The 18530-nt window shown below is 42.7% G+C and carries 17 protein-coding genes; all 17 read right to left on the bottom strand.

Translation table 11 applies throughout. The features are described 5' to 3' along the window. Positions 1-8: 8 nt before the first annotated feature. Positions 9-1019, bottom strand: a complete 1011-nt coding sequence (locus NSQ91_RS09435) for a CdiA C-terminal domain-containing protein (RefSeq protein WP_340917510.1) — start codon at positions 1017-1019, stop codon at positions 9-11. 620 nt (positions 1020-1639) lie between these two features. Continuing rightward, positions 1640-1825: a hypothetical protein gene (locus NSQ91_RS09430; RefSeq protein WP_076305736.1), complete on the bottom strand. Its 186-nt coding sequence runs from the start codon at positions 1823-1825 to the stop codon at positions 1640-1642. Between the two features lie 283 nt (positions 1826-2108). Beyond that, the gene (locus tag NSQ91_RS09425) at positions 2109-2465 is read right to left on the bottom strand and encodes a hypothetical protein (protein WP_076305735.1); all 357 of its coding nucleotides are present in this window, start codon (positions 2463-2465) and stop codon (positions 2109-2111) included. Positions 2466-2729: 264 nt separating this feature from the next. After that, complete coding sequence (locus NSQ91_RS09420; RefSeq protein ID WP_076305734.1) at positions 2730-2981, bottom strand: hypothetical protein; 252 nt, start codon at positions 2979-2981, stop codon at positions 2730-2732. A 2-nt stretch (positions 2982-2983) separates the two neighbouring features. After that, positions 2984-5041, bottom strand: coding sequence for a hypothetical protein (locus NSQ91_RS09415; protein ID WP_340917505.1), 2058 nt, complete (start codon positions 5039-5041; stop codon positions 2984-2986). Positions 5042-5150: 109 nt separating this feature from the next. After that, positions 5151-5447, bottom strand: coding sequence for a WXG100 family type VII secretion target (locus NSQ91_RS09410; protein ID WP_076135786.1), 297 nt, complete (start codon positions 5445-5447; stop codon positions 5151-5153). Positions 5448-5644: 197 nt separating this feature from the next. Continuing rightward, positions 5645-8665 carry a DUF5704 domain-containing protein gene (locus NSQ91_RS09405; RefSeq protein WP_143763853.1) on the bottom strand — a complete coding sequence of 1007 codons (3021 nt, stop codon included), beginning with the start codon at positions 8663-8665 and terminating at the stop codon, positions 5645-5647. A 303-nt stretch (positions 8666-8968) separates the two neighbouring features. Beyond that, positions 8969-10138, bottom strand: a complete 1170-nt coding sequence (locus NSQ91_RS09400; RefSeq protein WP_179086858.1) for a copper amine oxidase N-terminal domain-containing protein — start codon at positions 10136-10138, stop codon at positions 8969-8971. A gap of 81 nt (positions 10139-10219) precedes the next feature. Further along, positions 10220-11200 (bottom strand): hypothetical protein, encoded by a 981-nt coding sequence (locus NSQ91_RS09395; protein WP_076303957.1) that lies wholly within the window; start codon positions 11198-11200, stop codon positions 10220-10222. Next, positions 11187-11738: a hypothetical protein gene (locus NSQ91_RS09390; protein WP_076279374.1), complete on the bottom strand. Its 552-nt coding sequence runs from the start codon at positions 11736-11738 to the stop codon at positions 11187-11189. The genes NSQ91_RS09395 and NSQ91_RS09390 overlap by 14 nt, the downstream gene beginning before the upstream one ends. Before the next feature lie 14 nt (positions 11739-11752). Then, a complete protein-coding gene (locus NSQ91_RS09385; protein ID WP_076303956.1) occupies positions 11753-12115 on the bottom strand; it encodes a hypothetical protein in 363 nt (120 codons plus the stop codon). Further along, a complete protein-coding gene (locus NSQ91_RS09380) occupies positions 12112-12654 on the bottom strand; it encodes a hypothetical protein (protein WP_076219081.1) in 543 nt (180 codons plus the stop codon). Before NSQ91_RS09380 ends, NSQ91_RS09385 begins: the two co-directional genes overlap by 4 nt. Before the next feature lie 27 nt (positions 12655-12681). Continuing rightward, positions 12682-13200 (bottom strand): hypothetical protein, encoded by a 519-nt coding sequence (locus tag NSQ91_RS09375; RefSeq protein ID WP_076303955.1) that lies wholly within the window; start codon positions 13198-13200, stop codon positions 12682-12684. Positions 13201-13257: 57 nt separating this feature from the next. Next, positions 13258-13761, bottom strand: coding sequence for a hypothetical protein (locus tag NSQ91_RS09370; protein WP_076303954.1), 504 nt, complete (start codon positions 13759-13761; stop codon positions 13258-13260). A gap of 13 nt (positions 13762-13774) precedes the next feature. After that, positions 13775-15856, bottom strand: a complete 2082-nt coding sequence (locus NSQ91_RS09365) for a hypothetical protein (protein ID WP_076219078.1) — start codon at positions 15854-15856, stop codon at positions 13775-13777. Then, positions 15853-17700 (bottom strand): ATPase, T2SS/T4P/T4SS family, encoded by a 1848-nt coding sequence (locus NSQ91_RS09360; RefSeq protein WP_081391808.1) that lies wholly within the window; start codon positions 17698-17700, stop codon positions 15853-15855. The genes NSQ91_RS09365 and NSQ91_RS09360 overlap by 4 nt, the downstream gene beginning before the upstream one ends. Further along, positions 17693-18526, bottom strand: a complete 834-nt coding sequence (locus NSQ91_RS09355) for a hypothetical protein (RefSeq protein ID WP_076219077.1) — start codon at positions 18524-18526, stop codon at positions 17693-17695. The genes NSQ91_RS09360 and NSQ91_RS09355 overlap by 8 nt, the downstream gene beginning before the upstream one ends. Positions 18527-18530 lie beyond the last annotated feature (4 nt).

Below are 18530 nucleotides of genomic sequence, written 5' to 3'. Positions count from 1 at the left end.
CTCCTTTATTATGGTAATAGATGAATAGCATTACCGCTACCATCAATTGCAATTAATTCTTTTAGTCCAGTAATCGGCCAATCTGCTAATTGTTTCTTCAATGCGTTCATATCACCTGTCCAATCAGAGAGATTTAAAACAACTCTATCTGTCTGACCTGCTTCTACCTTAGCTTGTATACTTGAACCTATATTTCTTGGAGAGGTTTTTGGTTTTGGAGAGTAACAGTCAAAAATTTCTCCCTCAATCCTATAGTCTGGATTTTTTATTGTACTCGGTACATTCGGATTTTGCTCTACGTGGTATCCATTTTTAGCCAAAATCTCTGCGGCTTCATTTTCACGTTCCAAAGCTCGTATGTTATCTGGGTCTGGATCGTTGTAATTCACCTTAGTTTTAGTACCAGAGGGACTCGCATTGGGATCAAGAATACCACTAGGATTTGTTCTACCACCCGAACCTCCATTACCCGTCCCCTCAACCGCCTTCACTTCTACATCCTTTATTGAATGATTACTGTCACCCTTCCCTTCCATCTTCTCTCTTAAAATCCGGTCCATTTCATTCTTAAAATTGATTTGCATCGGGGTCTGTGGAAGTGCCGGCGTATCTATATCTAGATTATTTATCTTGAATTGAAAACCTTCATTTGTGCTAAATGCCGGCAACGGTTTTTGTACCTCAATACCTTTTACAGAATCTAACCCTTTTGGAGGCTTTAGACCTCCGCCTCCTGTAGGAAGCAAAGATTTTTCTGCCGGACCATACAACAACGTTACCATTCCCAGACTATTGAGCCAATGATCCGCTGACCATGCTTCGTCTGGATTAAATGCTCCTTTCGCCATCTCCACTGTTCCCAGTGTTAACCAATCCGCAAACTTCTCCTTTGAATCAAACATATGCTCTGATCGATCTTTGGCTGCTTCATATATCCCGACCGGAATATCTCCTGTTATCCCTAATGTTAACCAGTTAAAAAAGTCATAGGGGGAGTCTGTCGCCTTATCCGCATCCAAGAACACCGAACTGCTGATTGCTCCTTTCTAATTTCTACTCTCTGCCCCTCTGCTGCTGCTGCAACTGAAATACTTCCTATTTGAGTGATAACGATTAGTTATCACAGGTTATCAGTATTAGCTCTGCTATAGTTTCGATCTCGTAAATCACCAGTTCCCATAAGAACTCTTCATGTTTCGTCATTATGCTATTTTCTCCTGTGGCTTTCGTATTTGTTTGCTCTCGTGGTTCCGTCCTACTGCGGTAAAATCTCTTTGGTTGTATGAACTCATTTGCCGCCTGTTCCGAACTCTCTTTCTTACTTATGGCTTGCTTCTAATGCTTTCGGGTTTAGTTGCGCCATTCGTCTAGCCCTCCATCTTTAAATCCATCTTCGTTTACCGGCTTAATAATTTCCTCTAATGGTTCAATTTCTTTTATAAACTTCCTACTCAACTCTATTCTCCTCCAATTCTGTCAACTTTGTTCGTTATCATTCCAATACTGTTCCGTTTCCCGTATTTTCCCCTTTGCTCGGGTTACCATTAATACAGCTTCTCGTTCTGTTTCTTCCAGTTCCATTTATTGACGAGCTAACACATTTTTCATTTTGCTGGACATTCCCCCATAATCTAGATTCTTAACTTTCCAAGCTAACTATGCGATGAAGAATTTCCAATCTGGGCTGTTCGTCCTTCTGATCTGCTAGATGGTTATAATAATTAGCCTGTTCCAGTAGCTTACTTATTTCTGTTGCTACTTGCGGATCGGAACTGCTAGAGTATCTCAACTCACCTGATGCCGTAACTCTCGTGCTTTCTGGCATTAACCTCTCATTTCCTTTACGATTGCCTGATACACTGCTTGTGCCTGAGTAATAAAACGCAGTTTTGTTTTGTTTCCTACTGCCTGTACTTGTTTTGCCATTTTCTCATTTCTCCTTTGATTTTGATTTTGAGCATGTAAAAAAGCTCATTCCTACTCATAAAACAAGTTGGAAAGAGCTTTGAAAGTTTATCAAGTGTTTGAATCAGTTAGTGTTTGGTTTGTATTGTACGATCTGGTTGTTGGAATTGTAAACTCCAATCTTACAATTCTAAACATATTCCCTAAGCTTTATAAGATTCTGATTTAATAAAATTATCCACTAAAAATTTATCAGACTCACTAAGTCCCTCAAAAAGCTCGTTAAACTTAATCTTTGCATCCTTATGACTTAAAAGGGATAGTGTAGCTATTGCAATATGTCCGAATTGCCATGGTCCAATAAACTTACTATCTGTTAGGAGTTTTCCTAGTTCAGCAAGCCTCTCTACAATTCCTATATCACAGTAATTTCTCTCAATCAATTTAAACGTTGCCATAGCAACAACCCTTAAATTCTTAGCTTCCAAGCATACTATTAAATCTTCATTTTTTATTGTATCAGCCTTAATTTCTTCTGCTAATTCAACTATTGAGGCCATAATATATTCCCTTCATAAAATTTATTCGTCTATAGGACCATATCTATCAATAATATATTGCTGCTCAGCTTCAAAGTTCTTTTGAAGTTTTTCTGCAACATTATCCAGTCCTAACCTTTTAGCCTCTTCAATTTCAATAGTGTATGCTTTAATCTCATCGGCGATTCTCGCTTCCCAATTCTGGTTACTGGTTTAATAAAGAATTCACTCGGCACTGGGTAGCCCCCACAACTTGTAAAACCCTTCACTTGAAGACTAGGATAATCATGATTCAAATGCAGTTCTTTCTGGGAACTCCCCCCCCTCTCTAACCAAGCAAACCACCAGTCTTTGAGCAGCTCTATCAAAATAAAATTTGCTAGGAATACTAGGGTCAGGTATAGACTCTAACTCAGAAAACATCTTAGTTATCTTATTCAATTCAATTTTACCCATAACATCTTCATTTGGTCCAAATCTGTAAACAACTGATTCATCATCTTCTTGTTCTTTTAGAAGCAATACGTACGAAGCCAAATTTACTCCTCCTCAGGTGGATACCACGGACGACCAGAATCAACTGTTTTATCGTGTGCAGTCCTATAGTCTGTTTTAAAAATACCTTCAAATTTAGATTCAAAAAGTTCATGATTCAATAAGTCAATATCTTGTTGTTTAAATCTCCCTTTTTGAAGTCTATCCCATGCTTGTGCAATTTCATAATCTGCTTCAAAGCGTCCAACACCATGTTCTTTAATATGTTCTTTAAAAAATAAATGGTCTTTTATTCTTTGAATTCTATTCTCGGACATACCTGTATTTTTCGCAATACTCTGAACATCTACATTCGATTTCCTAAAGGATTCATACATTGCATCAGAAATATCAAGACGCTTTAGATATTCATCAACTGAAAGTTCTCTCCCACCTGTCTGAGCATTACCCGTCCCCTCAACCGCCTTCACTTCTACATCCTTTATTGAATGATTACTGTCACTCTTCCCTTCCATCTTCTCTCTTAAAATCCGGTCCATTTCATTCTGGAAATTGATTTGCATCGGGGTCTGTGGAAGTGCCGGCGTATCTATATCTAGATTATTTATCTTGAATTGAAAACCTTCATTTGTGCTAAATGCCGGCAACGGTTTTTGTACCTCAATACCTTTTACAGAATCTAACCCTTTTGGAGGCTTTAGACCTCCGCCTCCTGTAGGAAGCAAAGATTTTTCTGCCGGACCATACAACAACGTTACCATTCCCAGACTATTGAGCCAATGATCCGCTGACCATGCTTCGTCTGGATTAAATGCTCCTTTCGCCATCTCCACTGTTCCCAGTGTTAACCAATCCGCAAACTTCTCCTTTGAATCAAACATATGCTCTGATCGATCTTTGGCTGCTTCATATATCCCGACCGGAATATCTCCTGTTATCCCTAATGTTAACCAGTTAAAAAAGTCATAGGGGGAGTCTGTCGCCTTATCCGCACGAGTTCTTAATGTCCCTACAAAACCCGTTCCAATCTCTTTAAAACTGTCTATCGATTTATAAAAGGCATTTTTAGAATCCTCGGGTTTTGCTTGTTCCTCCGTTTTATTCTTTCTAAACAGATTATAGGAATCCAGTTGGGCGACTGATGAAGTCAATTTTATAACATCTCCCCAAGCCTTTCCACCTTGGTTTGTCATCACATGTACACCCAAACTTACTCCAGTAGCAATCATCTGTTCCATGGTGGTTTGAACGCCTTCCAGCTGCCCTTTTGCCCAGGCTCCCTTCTCCCCTTTTTCCATTGCCGTCCGTAGTAGCAACTGATACGTTTCATTCTGCACTAGTGGTATGCTTCTACTGGTAATCGACGGATCATAATCACATGCTTTAACCGCTGGTTTCTTAAAATAAGTGCTTAGATCCTTACCCGCCTGGTACTGGACCTCGTCTATACCCAAGGATTTCAGCTTCTTGCGTGCGTCTTCCGCTAGCTTATGCATTGCGTCCATTTGAGTCTGATTTCCAAACGCCTGATATACCTCATAGGCTGTCTGCGCCTTCGCGATCTGATCCCGCGCCAGGTAGATATCCTTCAGTTTACTTTGCGCGGCTATAGAGTCGATCGTTCCCAATCCTGACTTTTTAACAGTTGCCTGGAGCTTCTGCACCATAGGATCACTATTCAACTCATCCCAACCCATCAGAGTAGCAATTGAGGTGATCAGATTCGTGACCGCTTTCTGAGCCGTCGTCGGAATAGAAGACTGCCCAATTGCACTTCCGCTCCCAAACCTTTCGAACATCCCCCCAAGAACACCGAGCTGCTGAAAAAGTTGATTTGCCTGCCGCTTATTCTCATCCTGTGCGCCTTGAACACCTTTTATCGCGCCTCGAATGATGTCTTCCAATTTTTCCGCTTCTACCGTCAGTTCGTTGATGATTATCTGCGCCTGCACCTGGTTTGATCCTAATGGGACGCCACTCCAGTTACTAGCTTGACCTTTGAACTGGAGGTACAGCCGGTTGGTGTCCTGGCTTACCTGTCTTATTTTCGTCTGCAGGCGCTCGACTTCATCTACGTTAAATGTAAGCTTCGTTGACGCCATGTGATTCCCCCTGCTTGCTTCTAATAAAATTAGCTATGCAGCACTCTGCATAGCTAATTACAATTCTTATGTAGTGGGGCTCATGAAGTTTGATTTACTTAAAACTATATTAGAATTTTTGCGAATTCTTAACCGCAGCGGAAAGATCTTTATACTTTATAGATACATTATTCATATGATCTCCAAGATCCTGAAGCGACTCTGCAAATTTATCAAATGTCGGCTTCAATTTTTCCACCTTATCTGTAAAATCTTTTGCTGCATCATCTTCCCAAACACTGTTAAGATTTTTCATCGTAGTCATAACTTTTCTAATTAAACCGTCTACTTCCGTACCGTAATTTTTAATTATTTTCGCCTGTCCAGCTAATCCATCATAACTCAATGTAACTTTGGTTGTTGCCATTATTAACCTCTCCTTTAAGTGATTTTTTTATATAAAAATGAACTTAAAAAATACTTTTTAACACCCCAAAAGATCTTTCAAGTTCATTATTATAGCTCCGGTTTCCTTTATATAATTATCGGTCTTCAATGATATAAAGTTTATATTTAAATCCATTTAAAGATAAATAAAACATTTAAGTTATTTTTTTCTAAAGTTTATTTTGCCTGCCCCTGATAATCATTTCGTACAGAGTAATCTGATTCAAACAGAATGATATCCCCAGAGGAAAAAGAGAACGTTTGCCCCATTTCATCTGTGCTCCCAGTCATCTGACCTTCAATCGCCCACATGTTAGCAATAGGTGCCTTGTAGCCTAAAATACGAGTGTCGGCATCCCCATTTTTAACCGTATAAATTTCGAAATTCACCAGGATATAGCCGCCAGTGATAAACTCCTGCTCATGCCCATCTAGTGCCCCTCCATAATGATTCGCCAGGGTGACAATGTCTGTTCCTTTAGGCAGGATGTAAGGGGCTATCGGCAGGTTGTATTCTCCGTACCAGTGTTGAACGCTCCGAACCGCCGCTATCGGATTCACTCCATTAGGGATATCGGTCGGACCTACTAAGGTTCTCGATTTATAAGGTAGAAGCTCTAGGTTATAGCCTGTAGCGATTTTAGTTTTGCGCTTTGTATATTGCTGATAGAACTTCAGCCAAGAGGTCTTTTCCCGCTCCGCCTCGGACAGTATGTAATTGTACTCATAGCTTGCTGCCGTCGATAATTCACCACTCGATATATTTCGCAAGCCATCCGCCAAGCGGTAGGTCCGAGAATAACTCAGCTTATCCTTGGAAGAGCCGACTCCGATCATTTTATTATTCGAACCGGAGATATCATAGTACAGATCGACAGGTGTCGCTGTACCTCCGTTTTTCGGAATAAAATAGAAGCTTGGCTCGATCCGGATACCCTCGCCCGGCTGCCACAGGTTCCCGATGGTCCGGAAGTCAAACAAGAAGGAATAGCCGTTATGCGGTACCGTCCGTTGCTCCGTAGGATGAGAACCCTTGCGGATCGGCAGCTGCCACTGTGGTTGTCCGCTTAAAGCGGTCGGTATGCCATTCTCATCATTCCCTCCCGTATAGTACATCGTGTTGCTATGCTCAAGTGTCCCCACGCCAGTTCGAAACACCTTTTCAAACCGAAAATCACCGATGTCCCAAATCCGAAAATCGAACAGTCGACCGACGACCCCAATATTAAAACTCTCCGAAGCGCAGTAATTCGTCAAATTACCGTTCAAGTTCTCCTCGCAAAGATCCGATCCATCTGACGGGGCGTTTATAGCCCAAGACTGCGTATAAATGGTATAGTCGCCTTCATTCACCCAGGTTGGCATAGTAAAGGTCATGGACGGTGTTCCAACAGGGATGTAGATCCAGGTATTCTCTGGGTAATACTGGCTGCCTTGAAACACACCAAACGGAAATTGAATCCGCTTGTTTTTCGTGTATTTGGCATAATCCCGGTTGCCGTACCCAGGGATATTGAGATGCTGGCCACTCTCCGTAAAATGTATGGTGAACGGCCGATCCAAGATCAGCACCACCCTAGTCATATCCGGTGTCATACGTTGATCGAATGGGCGGTTATCGTCTGGAAGTAGCGAGTAGTTGACGACCGGTGTGTGCACGGTAACGGAGTTAATCGGAGAGATCAAAAATTCCTGATCTCCGTTTCCCTCTACGTTCTCCGACAGCATTGTATAATAAATGGTACCCGTGCTGGTTGTATTCTGCCGATTGAGTAAACCGCTATTGATCATTAACTGGCCCTCGTAAAGCACCTCGTCTCCGATGATTTGCGGATCAGGAATCCTCCCTGGGGTAGGCCCGGTCTTGTTAGCAACGGTATCATCCATAATCGTTTCCCCGTTAAATACTAGTCGGTCATTCTGCACCTCAGGATCTTTGGTCTGCATTTCCGCAAGGTCTGTGAGCACGTCTGTATCATCAACATCTTCAGGACCCGGTTCGTGGTCTCCACCATCTACCACTTCTGGCTTGAATTCTATCCCTCCCGTATCTTGGGGAACAACATGGTCTTCTACTTCTGTACTATTGGTAAGCTCAAGCGTCGGCGAACCATAATTATTAGGATATAGAGTGACTTCTCCTCCAGGCAGCGCATAGTTCTCCATCTGGGCACGATCGATTTGATAAACAGCTAACTGATCTACCTGCCAGTACGCATATTCTTTTGGAGTCAAGTCAAAGGTATAGGTCTTATCAAATTTCCCTGTTTTAGGAAGCGGAGCTTGAGGAATCGATGTTCCATTTGGTCCTGGAAGATTCGGCTGCGCTTCCTCCCACTTCGTCGGATATGTAACTTTAACACTGCAGGAATAACGAATCTGACCTGCCATATTGGCGAAGGTATGTTCAAACAAATAGTTCTTTCCCCACACATTGGAAAATAAATTCTCAGAGGTGGGGATTCCCACCGGTGCATCAAAATGGCGTCCATTTGCTGTATCATCACCTAGAATTGCCCCGTTCGCATCCGGTTCCATAAATGATGTTTGCGGAGCAGCGATCTTGTTTGGAGGATCAATAGTATACTTACATTCGCCTGAGCCTTCTCCCTCGGTGGGAGGGCTACCAACTTTTTTGTAACTGGCCACCATTTTGACTCCACCTACATAAACCTTAAAATTACGCTGAACTAAGCTGGGATCATTCGAAGCTTTGCTTTGAATATATAATTGATCGCTTGGCCTCAGAATCGGAGAAAGCCAAGATTGGTTAATTTGATATTCCTCTCCCTCGTATTGAACGGTCAGGGGAAAAGACTTTACAATGTTATAACCAGCCTTATAATTACCAATTAATTGATCGCTCACCACGATTCCGTTCGAAAGTTTAAGAATCATATTAACCGGATAATTTTCCCCCTGAAAGGGAACTGTGACATCGAAATATTGTCTCAAATCTTCTGGATGAGCCCAACTTTCTGCGTGTTTAATATCATACAACGTATGATAGGGTCCGGAAACTTGGATTGGGTTCGTTCTGGACCCCGTCACTACTCGCATTATGGCGCTAGCGTATAATGGAGTGCCTTCAGAGATGACTTGTTCCGCCTTAGCTTGTCCAATAGCAGCGAGCACTTCTGCTTTAGTCCATTCGAAGTTTGTAGTCACTATCCCATCTACAATAGTTTCTGATTTCACATGCCCTCCGCCATTATCTTGTAATTTAATACGTTGATTAGAAGGCAATGAGGTAGGGTCGCATTGCACTTCACCTCCATAGGCTCCAGAGGATGCACACGTTGGTTGGGTATGAATATACCAACCTACCGTCTGGAATCTTATACTCGAAGAGGCTTCATTGGAAGTTGTTGTATAAAGAAATGCCCCGTCTTCAAACCTGGCCAAAAAAGAAGCGTCTACAACACCTACAAAAGGTGAAAGTAATAAAGAATTTATAAATATGACCATTAGACAATATAGACATTTACACCGCATCTTTCATCACTTCATTTCATGCAAGGTAGCATTTTCAAACAAACTTGAGAGTGAATCTAAATTCTTAGTTTCGCCTGGAGTACCATTATAGTAGTTCGTAGAAACAGATATATCAGCATAACCCTCATACCAGACTCCTTTTTTCAATTCACCAGAACGTCTGAAGTGAGCTATAAAGTACTCATCGAGTAATATGTCTTTATATTCTATAAAATTATTAATTTTGAAACGAAACTTGGATCGAATGCGGTAATCACCAGTGCCCGGATAATAGAGAACAGACGGTTCAGGATCAATCGCCCCTTCAATTTGAATTTTATTTTTCTTCACCCATTCAGCGTATTCTTTAATTTCATTCTCCCGGATGGATACCGATTGATTCTCCAAATTAAAAACTTCTTTTGCATAACTTGCCGGGTCAATCGTTTTGTAATCTACATTCAACCGTAGATCATACCCAATCTTCATACGTTTGATGATTTTGGCCATATCTTCACTAGTTACCTTAGTAATAAACATCTGTGCTCCGGTCTTAGCATCCCCAGCATAGTAGTTTATGGTATGCCTCATTTCGTACATTTCATTCGGGATGTCTTCCAGAATATATGGATAATCTTTATAGTTCTTAGGTAGGTTTGTCGTACGTATTTTCCTTCCAAAATAATCAAGTTCCCCTAAATCTTTACCCGGCGTGTGAATGTGCACACTTTGAGAAAATTCGTCCACCTCCACTTCTGCGGATAACAGATCAGAGACAACGGTTAATGGAATCATCGTCATTCCATCTTTTTGTACAACCATAGCACCAAGCGCTACTGGTTGCCCGTTCACTTTCGCAAAAGAAGAACCTACTGTCAGTACAATTTTGTTTTCTTTTTGCTGCAGAGTTAACGTTTTGTTTGCTGCATTCCAGTTAGCTTGTGTGCCGAGTTTTCCTGAAATCATGCGGAATGGGATCATTGTCGTCCCATTTTCTGAATAAGGATGTCCCTTTGTCAGTGGATATTTAATGCCGTCCATGATGACGTTCACTGCTTTGGCAGCTGTTCCTGCCGCTCCCGCTGTAGTAATTAACAACACTAAGCTTGCGAACACACAAATGACTATAGTCATGCCTCTTCTTGCCTTCTTTGATCTAATAATTGCTGATAGACTATTAAACTTAAAATTCCTCATGTTCTCACTCCTCCACAATGAAACTTTTTTTTAATCCGATGACCCTATTTCTCCATACCAAATCTTTTACTCCCACATCTATCACCTAACCGCACAATCCTCAATAAAATACCCTTTTCGCGCAGCCTCCTCTGGATCGAACAGACTTTCTATAACAGTACCCCCCGGGGGTACACAGCTTTCTCCATAAGCAATATGTCTCCCTGCTGAATTCCGGGTACCTATCAGAACCTTTCGTCGCATTACTGCCCCACTACCTAAGGAATATGCATCCAGCAGTTCTCCCCCAGGAAGTGGATAACCTTGAATAAAAGCCATAATCCCTACATCCTGTATGGATTGCTCCTGCAAGCCGCGGGGAAGGGTGAACTGAATCGACAGGCCCATTCGTTTCACTAGCTCCAAATGTCTGTTAATGGCTGTTGCCAAGTCTTTTTCAACGAGTGATGTGATCGTACTCTGCCGGATTTCGTGAAATAGTTCTATAGAGGTCAGAGGATTAAGATTGGTCTCAACCGCTAGGGTTGTATACTCCCCCTCATAGAATTCATTAGAGGTAGTATCATACACCCGCGCATTATCATCCAAAGTGAAATAAAGCAAATTGCCGTTCTGAAGCTTGTAATAATAGGGACGCTCAGGCCAACTCACAGGCTCAAGTTCATCCTTCCCGCTATTACTAGCCGTGTCGTCCAAAGTAACCAACGTATAGCCGCTATATCCAAACATCACCAGTGCGGGTATATGCATTTTTAAATTGTTCATTTCAGTCTGGTTGTTCTCCAGCCCAAATTTCAAAGCTAAATCACTGTAAAAAACACTTAGCACATCCTGATCCAGTTGCAGTTGGCGTTCCCGCCCATAGTGCACTGCTGTGGTAGTAGGCTGCTGTTCCAGTCGTGACAGATAATCACCAGCATCATCCACTGCGGCTTGAAAATCATCCGAATAGCGTTTATACATGTCCTGATTGAAGACCTGAAGATCTTCTCGAGTGTCGCTCATAAGAACAAGAGGAATAACCAGAATTAGAAAAACAAGCACAACACTAAGGGGCTTCACTTCGGACCATCCCCCCATACTTCAAATTGACCGGAATCATTTCACTATGAAACAAGAGCGATCGCATCCGTGAGGCAAGTGTCGTCCCTTCAGATTCTAACCGGACATTGAACAGATCGCCTACATGCATGGTAAACCTTCTACCTGGATCATCTGCAGCCAGTAAAGTTCCTGAATGCGGATATAAGATTTCCAAAATATCCTTGCTGAAATATCCGTCATATCGGACACTAAAGCTGTTCTGGAATGTAGAATAATCATCAGGATTCGTATATAAGGGCTGTAAATTCTTTTTGTAATACTCCATTTGCACTTTGAAAACACCATATGAAGCATCCAACGAATGAAGAAACAGCTCATAATCGGAAGTATCCAAGTATCCTTTAGCACGAACGGTATCCACGAATTCCACCACAGCCGCATTGGCGGCGAGCTTAGTATTCCTTTCTACAACTTCGGATTGACGGAATGCCGGATAGACTCCGAACACAAATGCCAGCAAAATAATAATAATTACACCTTTCAGCGCGTCTGCCATGCGGCTCCTCCTTTCTAGCGGATGGCGGAGATTTGCGTAATCATCTCATCGGTTCGCGTGACTCTTAACTGATAAGCAGCATCAGGCACTCCACGCAAATCCACTGCTGTAAGGTCCGTTTCCTCATTAATTGCAATGCCATCGATATATAAAATAAATTCCCCCTCCAGTGCTGGAGAGATCATACCAATGACCTGCTCACCGCTAATTTTGTTCAAATCACCTATCCCTTTGTAAGGTGCCGATGCAACTGTCGGCAGCTCATAGTGCCTGTTTGGAACAGAACTCTCCATCTCCAGCCGCAAAAACGTAAATCCGCCGACAGCAAACAAGATCCAAGCAAAGAGGGTTAGTAGAAATTGAGTGCTAGTTTTCATTTATGATCCGGATTCTGATTAAATTCAATAATTCGAACCTCATCATTTTTGTCCTTATGTAAGGTAGCTCTAAAAATAGAAAGCGTATTGACATTACAGTTTTTACTGTTATCTTGGTCAGAGCTCTGGTCGAGCATTGCTGATACACTAAAGTTATCAGCACCACTGTTCTTGTCTCCAAGATCAAGCTCTGATGCCGGGTTTCCGCCACTGGCCGCTTTCGCAGGCTCATAATAAGTTTCATATGTGTTTTTCGCATAAAAACCAGTTTTATTTACTCCAGTCTTTATCAGAATAGAAAATTGCGGACGTCCCTTATATCTCATTGCCGCGTTAATAACATCCTGACCAGATACATCCTTGTTATCATAAGAATTGAACTCCGCTTGATTGATCATCTGAGTCTGGGCCAAGGTCTGCTCCTGGGCACGGATGAAATAATTATTAATGACAAGATATATACTGACACCTGCGGCAATAATCAGAATGGTGACAATAATGCCAATCACCCATTTAAGTCCCGTAGAAATATTCTCCATCTATACCCACCCTTTTCGATATCGTTTTTATTTCTGGGTAAAAACTATTAAGCGAACCTCCTCATTGCTGTCCTTATAAACAACCGCTTTAAAGACGGAGAGTGTATTTACTAAATAATTATCACTGTTATATGAATCTGAATTTGTCTGATCAAGCATCGTCGAAACACTGACACTAGTTGTTCCGTTGTCCTTAGATAAATCAACTACCGGATTAGACGTATCTTTAGGTTCTTCGTAATTAGATTTATAAGTATTCTCCGCATAGAATCCTGTCTTGTTTTCCCCTGTTTTAATCAAAATCGCGAACTGCGGACGTCCCTTATACCGCATTGCCGCATTAATCACATCCTGGCCGGATACATCCTTGTTATCATAGCTGTTGAACTCCGCTTGATTAATCATTTGGGTTTGGGCCAGAGTCTGTTCCTGTGCGCGGATGAAGTAGTTGTTGATAACCAGATAAATACTTACGCCTGCGGCAATAATCAGAATGGTAACAATAATGCCAATCACCCATTTAAGTCCGGTCGAGATATTCTCCATGATGTTTCCTCCTCACCTTATTTGGAGCTAATTTTTATTTTATTGCTCTTAACGCATCTACTCCGCTACGAAAAAAATAGCTGCAATGCGCTCATTATTATCTTTTATCAGCCTCGCCCTATATCTAGCTTGTGGACTGATATAATATTGTCCTGAAGCATTCGAGATTTCTTCTTCCTCTACACCACTTTCGCTTCCCTCCTTGAACTTCGCTCCGGAATAATCAAACGCACGGCAATAACCTTCTCCACTTGGATTCATGCTAAATCTTCTTTCTACCTCATTCTGACCATTAGCATATGGTTTCTCAACGTATAGGCAGAAGCCTTGCTGCGACTCGTACCTCCGATAAGCTGTGAGAATCTGGGAGCCGCTGACAATCTGATTGTCAAATGCGGAATATTGCTGCTCCGAAAGCTCCCTGGCCTGTGCCGCCGCCTGGCTATTCGCCAATTCGACAACTGGCTGTGTCTTCCCCCACAAGAACAGACCGGATGATATAATGGCCAGTGTGATCAGAATCGATATTGTTGTTTTCAAAAAGCTTGCTATATTCTCCATGCCTGTATCTCCTTCACATTTTGCCAGTTACAACAGTCAGGTCACCCAGCTGCTGGAAGGCCATATAGACGAAGGGAAGCAGTAAATATAAGGTGAACGTTGCCTGCATCGGCAAGAACCCAAACATTTTACCCAGTGTACTTTTCCTGCTGATGACCTTCTCATAGTGCTCCTTGCGTTGATCCATCGCGAATGCCCTCTCCGCATCCATATCATCAAACGCCTTCTTCACCGGGATCAGATCGGCTGCAACCTGCAAGCGGTCTGCGAGCCGTTCGAGGGGAACGAAACGTGCGTCCTCCTTCAGATTCTCAATGGCACTCCAGCCTCCAGCCTCATAATCCAGCATGCAGCGCAGCAGCTGCCGCTCAAAAATATAGCTGTAACGATGCAGCCACTCTATCATTTCGTACACGCTGATATTCGGAAATTGAGACAGCATCATGGAAAGTGTATTGAAGCCATCCACCTCATTCTGCATTTCCCACTTTCGCAGCTGAGTACGAATGATTAAGTAAGCATCCGGAAGATAAAACCCTGCCACTGCCAGCCCAAAAGCCAGCAAAAGTTCATACCATTTGTAGTACTCCTCATGATATTGCTCTACCCTGTTCATTAACTGTGCAGCATAGGCATTCTGGTTCAAATTGTTCTGAAGGAAAGACTTATTCTCCGCTTTCTCCTGAATGTAGGGCAACATCTGATCCGGTGTAATATCCTTCGCTACCAGTTCTCCAATTAAAGTCTGCTCAAAAGCGTACCGTTCCTCGCTCAGCAGCTTCTGAGATTCTGTCTGATTGCCGCCTGTGATGATCTGCTTATTGGGATACAGGATGTTATGCTTGATACTGGCATGGATCGAGAATTGAAGCGATACGATCAGCACAAAGATCACGACTGCCGCTAGTGTTTTCTGCAGAAAGAAGGCATGTTGCGACAATCCGGAGTTAGCATCCTTCAATTTGCCGGCTACCTTGAAATGAAGAGGCTCATGTTCTGCCGGTGTGATCCGATCCACCAGTTTGAAAATCCATTTTTTCTTCAGGATCCGATTTAACCACTTACCCTCATCTTTGATAGATTGAGTGTCTTCATCCACACCCTTGAGAATCCGCAAGGCAATAAACGATATTATGAAAGTGATATAAAGTAAGATTAAAGAATATAACCCCCAGGCCGAATTGTAGTAATTAGATACAATAGGAAACATTCCCTCCGCCCAATTGCGGATTGGATCCAGCATGAATACCGGCGAAATGGCTACAAAAACAATACCGTATAACAAACGATCGATTCGCTCACGCCGATTAATATCCATATGAATCTCTTCTCTAATATTGCCAAGCATCGATAGATAAATCGAACGGTCCCCTTTATGGATATCCGCATCGCCATATTCACCTATTTTGTAACTCACTCCAGCTAGTTGCTTCATATAACGGTTAGGTGCAATCTCATAATATTTCTGCAGTTCATCTTCCGGGTCCACCGCTGCCAGAATTCCAGCAATCTGCCGAGCATGCACGGCTACCATTGGTTTCGACCGTTCCGCAGAATTCTCTAAGCTGACTTGCACCATATGTGACTGATGATATTCATGGCGAATATCCAGAATCATGGACGATTGGTCATATAACATCTGCTTCACTAAACGCCCAATGAAGAGATCGCTAAGGACACCTCCAAGATAAACTGAGACTAGCATAATAGTCGCACGGCTTACCCACGATGAAGTCCAGAGGAATGAACTCAACGAAATGATCAGAATACAAGCAACAATCATTAGCGTCAGCGCAGCCGCACGACTTCTGATCATAATTTCATTGCCTGCATGAACCAAGGTCAGACGCGAGCGCATCCGGTGAAGAAGTTTCTTCACTAATGGCAGTTCATCAAGTACCGGATAAGTTTTATGGGCCTGCTCCAACCATCTTTTTTCCTTAGTTCTCGTTGGCAGCAGAGCCTTTAGCCGCCTTTGCTCTTGATATTGTGTTCCCTTCAATTTACGCTGCACTATATTAAGCAGTACAAGCAGGACAACCAATAGCACTCCTGAGGTTCCCAAAATAATCAACAATAGGTTTTGCAGATTCATGCGGATTGCCCCCAATACTTCTCAAGAAATGCAGTGAATTCTAGTGCATCCTCTTCATCCATATTTTTGCGCATCTCATCGATTTTACGGCTGCTGATCGGATGTTTGGTCACGTATTCTCCGGCTTCCCACACAATGACATCCTTATAATCATAGGAACGTCGATCTGTCATCCGGCCAAAATATTCGGTCACGGTATCCATAAAAGCATCCAGCTTGTCCGTAATATTCTCAGGATCCTTGTAGTTCTGAGGATATTCGAACTGGGGATCTGCCGGGATAATCTCTGTAATCCGTTCGATATATCTTTTCCCAGCACGTAGTACCAGATGAACGTTGAAACCAAGCGCCTCAACAACCTGAACCTCAGCAATTTTCTCATTACTGAAAGCTCCCGATGCAATAAGACTGTTGCGCAAAGCGCTGACCAAATTGGGCAGTGTTTTGCCGTGGTGTGTAAACAATGTATATTCAGAAGCTACCTGGGCTGCCTGAATCACATAACTGACCACACTATGAGTAGCCGCCTCACCGACGATATTCACAGCGCCATCCGTTTTTTTCTGCACATCCAGCCCATCCTGCCCACTAACGGAGGGGGTTTCTCTAAAGGATAAAATATTTTTACCCGGATACATTTTTCTCGCCCAGATCTCGAAGGAAGTCTCCTGAATCCGGATATTCTTCGCATCAATATATTTGATCAGTGCCTTAAGCAGCGTTGTTTTCCCCGAGCCCTGTCTGCCAGTGATGGCGGTGACCTGATGGCCCAAGATGAGAAAAATAAGCATATCAATCGCAAGCTGTGCCCCTTGATCTTGGATCTGCTGATCCAATTCCACGAGCGAATCGTTAAATTTGCGGACAAAAAAAGCCCAGCTTTCAGCCATTTTGGGCCGCACAACCACGACCCGGCTGCCATCAGCCATATCGTTGATGATATAACCCTTGGATTCATTTAATTGCCCAGGATTACCAAACCCATAGATATTTTGGCAAACCCGCTTAAGCTCCTTCTCAGAACCAAAACTTAAGAATTCCAGGTGAAGCGACTTTCCGCGGTAGAACGTCCATACCGCATCATAGGATTGTGGAATAAAATGCTGCTGCTTCGTATATTCCAGAAAATCTGTAGTCTGCACGACATCAGGAGGCATGCCACTTGTTCCTCCATTAACTCCGTCAATGTTCTGATCTCGAAGCTCATCAATAACGCCGAGCCCCTTATAAATTTGATAAGCTCTCTGAACAATAATTTCAATCTTGTCCTGGATGGACAATCTCGGCTGCTCTGACTGATAGATATGGCGAATCTGTTCTTCGGTGATCTTATACCCCTTAGATCCATCAGGCAGCTTTTGCAATGTGTCCAGGCTATATTTGCTTACTATTACATTAAATGAATTCTGACCATGATCTTTTTTGAAAACATAAAGCAAGATATCGAAGCAATCCTGTGAAGTCAATCGATTCGTATGGCCGAAGCTGATAATCTTATCTACATTTCCTTCATCCAGACCGTAGGTCTGAACTAATAGATCCTTCATATAAAGCTTCACATATTTCTTAGCGGAAAGATCACCGTGCATGCAACTTCGGAGCGCTTTCTGCAATTCCCTTCTCCGCGCCTTCCGACGGTTGTATTCCTCCTCACTTGGGCTACCTTCATAAAGAGACGCCGCTATAATCTCCTCAAAAGCCCTTCTCAGAAACTGCACGATTTCATTCATATCATATTTCAGTTGGACGGAAGGTGGAGCAGCATCCTTACGTCTGCCCAGCCATAAGTACAGGAACACTCCAATAGCTATCAGGACTACAAAGATCAGAATCAGATTAATCATTCGCAGCATCCACTTCCGATACTGGAGAAATCTCCAGCATCCGGAGAATAAGCTGTCCCATATGTCGTACCGCCTCAGTGAAGTTTCCGTCCTCACTAAACTCCAGAAAACGGGATTTAGCTTCTCTTGCCTTCAATAGAAACTGAACAAAACGCCGTTCATTTTGAGCATCCATATAACCAATATGATGTGGGATAACACCTACTGCTTTTTTCTTCAATTCATACAGCTTAATAATTCTCTCTTTATTGAACCTGGAGCTGCGCTCATAAGCCCCAATACAATAGAGGACTGACTTATGACTCGGCACAGGAGCTTTGTTTTTGTTCAAAAAATAGGAATCCAGACTTACCTGATTCTGATTTAGGTTAACCACAATCAAATCTGCCTGTTCCATAACCAGAGATACGACCTCCGGATCATCTTCGGAGGAGAGGTCCACAAATAACAAATCATAAAACCTGCGATAATCCTTGAAGATATGCGGAAGCAAGAGCTTTGTCTCATGTTTCTCAGCACTCATAGATCCACTAAGCAGTTCCAACCGATCTTTAAGAATGGACTCCGCATGATCTCTAATTCCTTCAGGTGTAAGCATTCCACACTGCACTAATCTCTCAATCGCATCCATTCCACCTGTGGTCTTCGCAGATTGAAGCGTTGTTCTTGTCTGTGAGAACAAATGCTCAAGCACACCTTGCTCCAAATGCGTATGTGTCATTAACACGCGGATATGATGATCTAGCGCTATGGTAGCCGCAACAGCTGCCATATTCGAAGTTGTTCTCCCCTGCCCTTGAGCAGGTCCCCAGAAAGCCACTAGCACAATT

Source organism: Paenibacillus sp. FSL R7-0048, assembly GCF_038004505.1.
Taxonomy (GTDB): Bacteria; Bacillota; Bacilli; order Paenibacillales; family Paenibacillaceae; genus Paenibacillus_AQ; species Paenibacillus_AQ odorifer.
Note: the sequence above shows the minus strand (reverse complement) of the source record. Positions and strands in the feature narration are given on the sequence as shown.

Bases quoted from the DNA above. Each gene is read 5' to 3' on its own strand.
- NSQ91_RS09430 (WP_076305736.1), bottom strand. From the start codon at position 1,825: ATGCCAGAAAGCACGAGAGTTACGGCATCAGGTGAGTTGAGATACTCT.
- NSQ91_RS09425 (WP_076305735.1), bottom strand. From the start codon at position 2,465: ATGGCCTCAATAGTTGAATTAGCAGAAGAAATTAAGGCTGATACAATA.
- NSQ91_RS09415 (WP_340917505.1), bottom strand. From the start codon at position 5,041: ATGGCGTCAACGAAGCTTACATTTAACGTAGATGAAGTCGAGCGCCTG.
- NSQ91_RS09410 (WP_076135786.1), bottom strand. From the start codon at position 5,447: ATGGCAACAACCAAAGTTACATTGAGTTATGATGGATTAGCTGGACAG.
- NSQ91_RS09400 (WP_179086858.1), bottom strand. From the start codon at position 10,138: ATGAGGAATTTTAAGTTTAATAGTCTATCAGCAATTATTAGATCAAAG.
- NSQ91_RS09390 (WP_076279374.1), bottom strand. From the start codon at position 11,738: ATGGCAGACGCGCTGAAAGGTGTAATTATTATTATTTTGCTGGCATTT.
- NSQ91_RS09385 (WP_076303956.1), bottom strand. From the start codon at position 12,115: ATGAAAACTAGCACTCAATTTCTACTAACCCTCTTTGCTTGGATCTTG.
- NSQ91_RS09380 (WP_076219081.1), bottom strand. From the start codon at position 12,654: ATGGAGAATATTTCTACGGGACTTAAATGGGTGATTGGCATTATTGTC.
- NSQ91_RS09375 (WP_076303955.1), bottom strand. From the start codon at position 13,200: ATGGAGAATATCTCGACCGGACTTAAATGGGTGATTGGCATTATTGTT.
- NSQ91_RS09370 (WP_076303954.1), bottom strand. From the start codon at position 13,761: ATGGAGAATATAGCAAGCTTTTTGAAAACAACAATATCGATTCTGATC.
- NSQ91_RS09365 (WP_076219078.1), bottom strand. From the start codon at position 15,856: ATGAATCTGCAAAACCTATTGTTGATTATTTTGGGAACCTCAGGAGTG.
- NSQ91_RS09360 (WP_081391808.1), bottom strand. From the start codon at position 17,700: ATGATTAATCTGATTCTGATCTTTGTAGTCCTGATAGCTATTGGAGTG.